This is a genomic window from Alloprevotella rava (assembly GCF_014195585.1).
Lineage (GTDB): Bacteria > Bacteroidota > Bacteroidia > Bacteroidales > Bacteroidaceae > Alloprevotella > Alloprevotella rava.
In genome coordinates this window covers 57727-67264 of the sequence record NZ_JACICA010000010.1, presented here as the reverse complement: position 1 = coordinate 67264, position 9538 = coordinate 57727, and the positions used below count along the sequence as shown (strand labels likewise).

The 9538-nt window shown below is 45.2% G+C and carries 2 protein-coding genes; both read left to right on the top strand.

Annotated elements, in window-relative coordinates:
• Positions 1 to 619 precede the first annotated feature (619 nt).
• Positions 620 to 4060, top strand: a complete 3441-nt coding sequence (locus FHS60_RS08405) for a hypothetical protein (protein ID WP_183697615.1) — start codon at positions 620 to 622, stop codon at positions 4058 to 4060.
• An 874-nt stretch (positions 4061 to 4934) separates the two neighbouring features.
• The gene (locus tag FHS60_RS08400) at positions 4935 to 9356 is read left to right on the top strand and encodes a LamG-like jellyroll fold domain-containing protein (RefSeq protein ID WP_183697612.1); all 4422 of its coding nucleotides are present in this window, start codon (positions 4935 to 4937) and stop codon (positions 9354 to 9356) included.
• Positions 9357 to 9538: the final 182 nt, after the last annotated feature.

Below are 9538 nucleotides of genomic sequence, written 5' to 3'. Positions count from 1 at the left end.
GCTCCGATAGCAAAGAGTAGTAATTTTTTCATAATGATAAATGTTTAAAGTGTTACAATCTTTTATGGGAAAATCCCACGATAATAATCTTTTAAAATAGAAGAAGCTTATACGACATCTATCGTGTTTGCTTCCTTTTATGGCTTCAAATATAGAAAATAGTTTTACAAGAGCAAAGTGCAGTATCGATTTTTACGTTTTATTAACATATAATAAGGGAGAATAAAAGTCATAAAAGGTGGAGTCTACCTTTCAATAAGATAGGTCGCAAGCAAAGATTCTTATTGCATTTAAAAATACGAGTATTGTATTTGGAAGTATCAGAAAACCCCAATTCGGTTTAAGAAACTCATGAAAGAGCGTTTCTTAAACCGAATTGGGGTTAGTGAGGTTCTTACAGTGCGTTATTGTGCTAGAAAGTTAGGTTTTAAGCCACTTCCTTATACCAATAATTGTTAAACCTATGGCTCTCATTGTTGTGTCGACATTACAAATAATGAGAGAAAAGTTTGTTTTTACTAATCTTATTATTTACTTTTGTCGCGCAAAGTGTAAAGCATGACAACTAAAAAGGACATTATTTACTATTCATATCTAATCTAACTTTAATTACAAACTTATGAGAAAAGTCTATACTTTTCTGGCATCAGCGTTGCTATTTGCTGCTGGTGCCGTGAGCGCACAGGCGCAGAAGTATTACGACGTCCCAGGTTTTGAAAATCGCGAGTTCGTGACCGACATCACTCCGGGACAAGAGGTAGTGCTTCATACTGCTAGTGCGGGTACACCTAACTACCTCAGTGGTTCGATGAAGTCTGCAATTGCTGGCGAGAATGCTGTTTATGCATTCGAAGAGGCAGGCGCTGACTCTAAAGGCGTGATGACTTACTACCTGAAGCAGGTAAACACGGGCAAGTATTTGGAAGATCCTCAGTACGCTAACGGCGTTGAGTACGTTTCTTCTACTGCCAAGGCCTACCGCTTCTATGCTAAGCATCCTGAGAAGTTTTATAAAAAAGGCGAAACAGTTCCTTCTGACATTGACGTAACAGTTACGGCTGTTTATGACTCAGATCACTATGGTGATGTTCAGCCTGAGGGTTCTTACATCTTTACTAATGTTGACTATGCTGATAAGCCTATCAACGCAGATAATCCTGTTTATTTTTCTCCTTGGTGGGCTAATGCTAAGACGGCAGCTTTCTGGGGTTACATGGATACCAATACTTGGTACGTTTACACTGTAACGCCTAAAACGGGTAGTTCTCTCCTTGAGGCTGTAATTACAGACCTCTTCCCCAGTGGTTCAAGTGAACTCTATCCTACGGGTAACTATGTAGGTTGTGTTTCTGAAGCACAGCAGACTGCTATGAAAGCTGCTTACGATGCTGCTGTTAATCAGCTCAACACTGGTGCAACCGATGCTACTGCTTGCGAACAGAAGGCTGCAGAACTCAAGGCTGCTTACGATGCTTATATCGCTGCTCGTATTCCGATGAAGGCCGGTTACTATGTATTTACCAGTACAGGTCGCGGTTCTTCTGCAGGTATCTATGAGAAGAATAAGGGGCTCTATTGGATGAACTGGGAAGTTCCTACAACTTATTCAATTGCTGATGCTGCTTACATCTGGAAGGTTTCTGATGCTGAAGATAAGGACACTTATCTTGTTCAGAACTTCTTGACAAAGAACTACGCTTCTACTGTGAAGACTTCTACATTGGTTGCAACAGTTGCTGAAAACGCTCCTGCTTACAAGTTCATTTCTAGTACGCTCGACGCTTCTAAGTTTGCTATCGGTCCTGTGAACACTGGTGCTTATGGTTACCTCCACGAAGAAGGTGGTTCTGGTAAGGGCCGTATCGTAGGTTGGGAAACTGCATGTGAACCTTCTGCTTGGACAATCATCCCCGTTGCAGATGATGTAATCGCAACTCTCGAAACTCAAGTGAAGGCTTATAATGATAGCGTTGCTCAGGCTCAACTGAACGCTAACTATAAGAACCTCTATGCTGATGCAGCTGGTGCTTTCACGTCTAACAACTTCTATAAGCTTGCTTCTGGTAATAATATTGGAGCTGATGGTAGCACTGTAATGTTCGACGACCCAGGTCTCGCAGCTGATGCAGCTCAGTTCTATTCTAATGCAAAGCAAGGTAACGAAGGTTCTTATGAAGGTCTCGTTGACGGTATTTGCGGTGCTTCAGCTTCAGGTACTAACTGGTACTTCCACTCTGCTTGGCAGGGAGCTATTGCTGAATATCACTATCTCCAGGTTGAGCTGAATTCTGCGGTACAGAATCCGCTCTTCCAAATTGCTAAGCGTACCAATAATAATTACAATCACTTGGAAACCTTCCGTCTTGAAGTGTCTAATGATACTACTGCAGGCTGGACAGACGCAGGTGTTTATGGTGTAAAATTCGACCGTACAGGTGTTGTAGGTAACGATTCTATTAAGAAAGCTGTAGCACTCGTTGGTGCAAACCTCCCTGCTGCTTACAAGTTCTTCCGTATTGTCTGCCTCCGTTCTACTGGTACGCAGTCTTTGAATGGCTATGAATTCTTCCATATCGGTGAGCTTCGTATCTATGACGGTGCAACTATCGATCCAGCTAAGTCAATCAATAGCGTTCTTGATGCAACTGCTAAGGACAATCTGAATAATCAGATGGCTGCAGCTCTGGCTGTTATCAATGCTGGTACTGCTGTTACTCAAGCTCAGTATGATGCTCTCAAAACAGCTTATGATGCTTACATTGCTGCTATTCCTGACAAGTCTAAGCTGACTAATGCAATTGCTGAAGCAAAGGCTCAGGCTGCTGCTGCTACTGAAGGCGAAGGTCTTGGTTTCTTCGATGCAGGTGCAGGTGCAGAACTCGCTGCTGCAGCAGAAGCTGTAGCTAATCAGGTTTCTGACGACGTGATGACTGCAGCTCAGATTCAGGCTCTTACTGAACAGCTCAATGCTGCTGTTGCTGCTTTCAACGCTAAGTTGCACATGCCTGAAAATGGCAAGTACTACTATATCAAGTGTGCTACAACTGGTGAAGCTGCTAACAACTACATTTATACTGCTGATAATAGCAAGGGTCAGATCCGCTGGGGTGGTTTCGATGCTACTAATGGTAAGGATACTCACCTCTCTGATGGTTCTCGTCTGAATTTCATCTGGAAGACAGTTAAGAATGCAGACGGTTCTTATAGCTTCATGAATGCTGCAACAGGTACTTACATGGCAGTTCAGCCTACTAACAACAGGAATATGTATATGCGTCTGGATGCTGACTCTACTGAAATGCGTCTGCGTTCTGCTAAGGTAGGTGGTTTGTTTAACTTTGTTCAAGCTGACAATGTATTTGCTAATGCTAAGCCTGGTACTAAGACTATTGTTACTTGGAATTCTGCTTCTGGTACAGACAACTCTGCTTTCTTCTTCGAAGAGGCTACCGATTGGAATCACGCATACTTTGTAGATATGACTTCTCCTGCTATTCTGACTCTTCCATTCGATGTTATTGACGCTCCTATTGGTGGTGAGTTATACTTGCCACTTGGTCTGAACAAGACGAAGGGTACAATTGAATTTGAGAAAGTTTCCTCTACTGTTGCTGCTGGTACTCCGATGCTTGTAGTTCCTGGTCAAGGAGAAAAGGGCGTTGAGATTTCTCTCTCTGCTGCTTCTCTCGAAGCTATCAACTACACGCTGACTCCGGTTACTTACACTAATGCTGAAACAGGCGTAAACTTCGTTGGAACTTTGGCTCCTGTTGCTCTTCCTGCAACGGCTGTTGTTCTCAACGCACAGGGTACAACCTTCCTCAAGGCTGAAAAGGATGCTACTAGCCGCGCTAACGATGGTTACTTCACTAACCTCGGTGAGTTTGCTAATAGCGGTGACTACTCTGTAAACATTGACCCAGATCTCGTAACTGGTATCAATAGCGCAGTTCTCAACGTTGTGAAGTCTGGTAAGATCTATGATCTCCAGGGTCGTGAAGTTCAGAAGGCTCAGAAGGGTCTCTACATCATCAACGGCAAGAAGGTTCTCGTTAAGTAATTCGAGGCATCTCTATAACTTTTCAGAAGGTCGCCCACATGTGGGCGGCCTTTTTTGTGTCCTTTCTGTTCGTCATTTTCTCAAGAAAGATGTTCGGCACATATCCTGCTGTCCGAGTGTTTGTTAATGCTCCAGAATTGCAATCTGTTAAAATCAAGAAACAGCCCTGTAAAGTCTCTTCCCAGAGTTTCTGGAAAAAGCTTAGGTGAAGCTTTTTTGAAAAATATCTGGAGAGAAAACATCTCTATAATATGCGCCATCGCAAATATCCTTATTGCATTTTTAGATACAATAAGCCTATCAGCTGACATCCTTATTCTATCAGTCGACTCCCTTATTGTATTTACGCTTCGACAAAAGCGCATAAAATCCATAAACACTCTCTCTTCCTCCTACACTTCGTTTTTTGTTATCACGTCGTCACGTTGTCACGCTTCGAGTATAACTACTTGAAAACGTATTTATTAAGTGCGTGATAACAGTGTGACAACAAAATTTTATCCTATTTTTGTTGTCACGCATTTAAGTCTTTGTTTATCAGAGTGTTTGTTGGATCTGTGACAACGTGACAACAAAAACTGAGTTTTTACAGGTAGGAGTGAAGATGAAAAATCACCCTCCACAGGCATATTGCCCATCTCAATGTTTGGGCAGCGAAGCCGCAAGTGTCAGAAGTAAGTGTGACTGTCTGTCTACGGAAACTCGGAGAGCGATGAACAGGGCGCGCTTCTCTCTGTTTGTGTTTTATTTTATGTTAAAAAGGCAGGGGTACGATCTCCTTATATATCCGAAAAAGCTTATTATTGTTTGTCTTTTCTGCTTGTAATCTGTATTTTAGCACCCCGAGAAAGCAAATCAATACAAATAACTATCTATGAAACAAATCTCCAAGCACTTATTAGTGCTGGCAGGAGTAAGTCTTTCGCTTTCGGCAGTTGCACAAGATGTCGACTATACGAAATATCCAGACTACACTGCCGTAACGAAAGCTGACCCAACTTTGCGTGCGCGCAAAGGACCTACTCAGCGACCCGATCATGTGAACAATGGGGAATCTCGTTGTTTCCCTCCCGTTGTCAATCAGGACGGCGGTTCATGTGGTTCGGCCTCTCGTATTTATTACATGTTCACCTATGAGATCAATGCTTATAGGAATGCAGACGGCAAAAAGCCCGAGAATCAGTATCCCACCCACTTCACGTGGTTGCTTACCAATTCCAATTCTGGTAAGGAAGGAATGGCACGCGCCAATGGTGTCCCCAACTCTGTAACTTATGGTGGTAATACCTATTCTCGCCTTTTTGGTAATCAAGTTTGCGAAAGTAACGATTTCGGTTGGATGCAAGGCTACGACAAATGGTTTGAAGCAATGCACAATCGTATCAGCCGTTCGGCCAACTTCCCTCTCTCTGTTGAAACAGAAGAAGGTCGTGAGGCTGTGAAAAACTGGATCTGGAACCACAATGGTGACCCCGACTTTGGGGGACGTGGTGGTATCTGCGGTATCGGTGTGGCCAGCGGTGGCGATTGGAAACCTATTCCGTACACAGAAAAAAACAAAAGTATCGGTGTTGCTGGCAAGCAGTTTGTGAAAAGTTGGGGTAAGCAAGTGGACCACGCTCTCACCATTGTGGGCTACGACGACCGTATTGAATTCGACCTCGATGGTAACGGTATAGCTGGCGAAAAGGACAAGGACGAAGTTGGCGCATGGATTGTGGTCAACAGTTGGAGCTCTTGGTGGGCCAACAACGGTTTCATCTATTGCCCTTATAAGCACGCTGTTCCAGTTGGAACGAGTGGAGGCTACTATAAGCCCGAGATCTATTATGTTCGTAAGAACTATCGCCCGCTCAAGACTCTCAAAATCCGTATGGCCTACTCCAAACGCAGTGAGTTGAGCTTGAAAGCCGGTATTGCAGCTGACACCTCAGCCGTTGTTCCCGAGCAGGAAATCCAAATGGAGCACTTCAACTTTGCCGGTGATGGCGATGGCGACGGAGTAGATGCAGAAACTCCGATGTTGGGCCGTTGGGCAGATGGTGTCCACAAGGAAGCTATGGAGTTTGGTTATGACATTACGGACCTCTCCGGTGTGCTCGATCCCTCTAAGCCAGCTAAATACTTCTTTGTTATCGACTCCAAGAGCTCTGCTAATGGTGTGGGTAAGGTAGAAGCCGTTTCGCTGATGGATTATACCCATGGCGAACCCGGTATCGAAATCCCTTTCCCTCTCGGCAATGGAGTGGAAATCAAAACACAGGGCGAACGCACTATTATCTCTTTCACCGTTCCTGGCGAGTTCATCGCTAAACCGCGCAATGTGGTTTATGCTGACAACCAACTCACTTGGGATGCCCCCGAAACTTGTACTTATGCGCTCACAGGCTATAAGATTTACAAGGATGGTGTGCTGATGTCTACAGTGGGCAAGGATGTTCACACTGCTTCAGCAGCAGCGAGTGGCAACTATGCCGTAGAAGCTATCTACGACAACGAAGGTGTGACGATGGCTTCCGCTCGTGTGGATGCTACGCCTACTGACTTCCACGGCACTACAGCTACTGCCGACTTCACGCGTAAGTTCTTCGGTGGCGGTATCCGCATTAAGGATCTCTTCAAGAAGACATACAAGCAAGCTACTATTGAATACTGGATCAGAGCTATCGACTGTGTAGAAAATGGTCAGCAAGTAGGTCCAGGATGGGGCGACTTCCTCATCTGTGGCAATGCTCAAGGTCAAGTAGTCTTTGGTTGGGACAATAACAACAAGGCAACAACGCGTCGCAGTACGCTTCTGCCCAATGTTTGGAAGCATATCGCCATCGTTATCGACGGCAAGAGAGCTACGGCTTATATCAATGGCGTTAAGCAAGGCGAGGTAGCAGGTCCGAAAGAAGGTCTTGGCGGTTTCGGCGACTTTGTTGTAGGACGTGATGGTAATGAAGGTATCCGCGGCGAGCTCAATGAAGTTCGCGTTTGGAGCACCGCTCGTTCACAGACACAGATTCAGCAGTATATGTACACGCAGATTGCGAACCCCGCAACCGAACCTGGACTCTTGGCTGAAGTAACGATGGACGAACCAGCTGACCAGGCTCTCACGGATAAGGCGAACAACCACGTGATTCAGCTGATTGGCAAGAATCCATTACGTTTGCTCAACACGAACTGCAAGGATAAGCGTACTATCAAAGCTGCTTTCTCCTTCCCTCAAGGCTCAGTGTATAGCAATGCTGCTGTGCAGCTTGTCAACGAGTCAGCAGGTAATGCTGTGAAGTTCCGCTGGACAGTGAAGGACGGTAGTAAGACGATGAACTACAATACTCCCGAGCCCTCCGTTATCTTCCAAACTGCTGGTGAGAAAACTGTTTCTCTCCGCGTTGAGGATGCTAATGGTAAGGCCGACTCTCTCACTAAGAATGTAACGGTTGTTTCTCAGGATCTTCCGAAAGCTAACTTCTTCGGTCCTGAAGAGGTTTACATCAATACGCCTGTAACTTTTGTCAACCAGTCTTCTCCTCTTGAAGGCGTTAAGTATGCGTGGACAACAGCAGGAGCTGACAAGAATGCGTCAACTTCTCAACACTTCTCCACTACTTATAAGACTCCTGGTGTTTATGATGTGAAACTGACTGTTACGAATGGTGCAGGTACTACGGAATGTATTCATAAGATCAATGTTCTGAATCTCCATCCGATTGTAAACTTTGAAGTAGAGAAGGGTGCTGTACGTCGTAACACTTATGTGCGCCTAACCGACCGTTCACAGCACGACCCAACACAATGGCACTGGGAAATCTCTTCTGCCGATACTGTCATCGTTCATGAAGGTGTGCTCCGCGGCTTCCGCTTTACCGAACCTGGTCGCTACGACATCCGTCTCGATGCTGGTAACGATTGCGGTTGGGGCACTTATACGCTCCGCAATGCAGTGGAAGTGAGCAACGAAGATCCAAAGACGGGTCTCAACTTCAAGGGCGCTGCTTCTGAATATGTTAGCTTCGATAATCCGCTGCCAACAACGGGCAATAACGATATCACTATCGACTACTGGTTTAATGCACAACCTGTTTCGAGATACAACAATCAGGTGGGCGATCAGAAGTTCTATACGCGCGCACTCTATAATGGTAGTGTACTCCTCAGCATTGGCGATAAGTACTACACCTCTTGCGCTAACTTCTATCGCGTAGGCGAATGGCACCATTATGCCTTTGTCTTCAGCGGAGAATACTGCAACCTCTATCGCGACTGTCAGCTCATTGAGCAGATCAAGATTGGCAACGTTAATCTCCGTCAGAACCTGCCCGCTAAGTTCCGTCTTGGTAGCGCAGAAGCTCCTATGAAGGGTATTCTTGATGAATTCCGCATTTGGAACTCCGCCCTCACAAAGGAACAGTTGCACTCACTCTCTAACCAGAGTATCAAGCAGGTGGCTGATGCAGAGCGCGACCACAAACTGGTGCTCTACTATCAGTTCAATCAGAATGGTGGCGATGTGGAAGATGCCGCAAGCGGTGCTCACACAGGTAAACGCGTAGGTTTCGGCCCTGATGGCGATGCTTGGAGCAACTCTATCGGTGCTTTCTGCCTCTCTAAGAAGGGCGTTCAAGAAATCACTGAAAAGTATCTCACTAACTACAAGCGTCCTTTCTTCTATACGAGCGAAACGATCAATAAGGCTTACGGCTCACGCTTTGCAGGTCTTGAAATTGGTACGCAGCGTTCTGGCTGGCAACAAGAAAATGTTGCTACTGTGGGCGATGTTAAGATGAGTTTCTTTGTTGACCGTGAGCAGAATGATGTCCTCTCTCTCATGACAGGTGCACTTGCTTTCGCCGATTCAGCAAAGAATCTGAAGCTCTATCAAACCATCACGCTACCGGCTGGCTACTACACGTTCGGTATGATTCCTCACGACTTCACTGGCGTTAATGGTTCTTACCTCGTTGTTAACAAGGGCGCAAGTCTACCCGATGCTAAGCAGTTGCAGAAGGCTCTCGCTTCTACAGGTTTGCACAATATGGAAGTCAATTTCCGTTTGGCAGAAGAAACAGAAGTTTCTCTCGGCTTGCTCTGCAACACGGGTGGTTACACGTGGTTCAACGTGAATCGCTTCTATCTGAATCGTAAAGGTACGAACGACAAGTGGATATATACAAGCGTTGATACACCAGAGATTGTTCCTGCCGAAACAGAAACTCCCGTTGTTTACGATCTCCAAGGTCGCCGCGTGGAGAAAGTACAGCAAGGTTTGTATATCGTGAACGGTAAGAAAGTCTTTGTAAAGTAAAGACCCTGTATAACCCTTTAAGGCTATTTGTAGCCACAAACATTACACAGCATTGAGAAAGTGTAGCGTTTGTGGCTACTTTTTTTATACCTGCTACTCTCTATGTTGATTGTCGCTTTTAGCACTGAAAAATGCGTGTGCAGAGAGAGGGAAAATATCAAAATGTTCTTACAATTCTATGA

Excerpts from the sequence above, each read along its gene's own strand:
- FHS60_RS08405 (WP_183697615.1), top strand. The coding sequence starts at position 620 with ATGAGAAAAGTCTATACTTTTCTGGCATCAGCGTTGCTATTTGCTGCT.
- FHS60_RS08400 (WP_183697612.1), top strand. The coding sequence starts at position 4,935 with ATGAAACAAATCTCCAAGCACTTATTAGTGCTGGCAGGAGTAAGTCTT.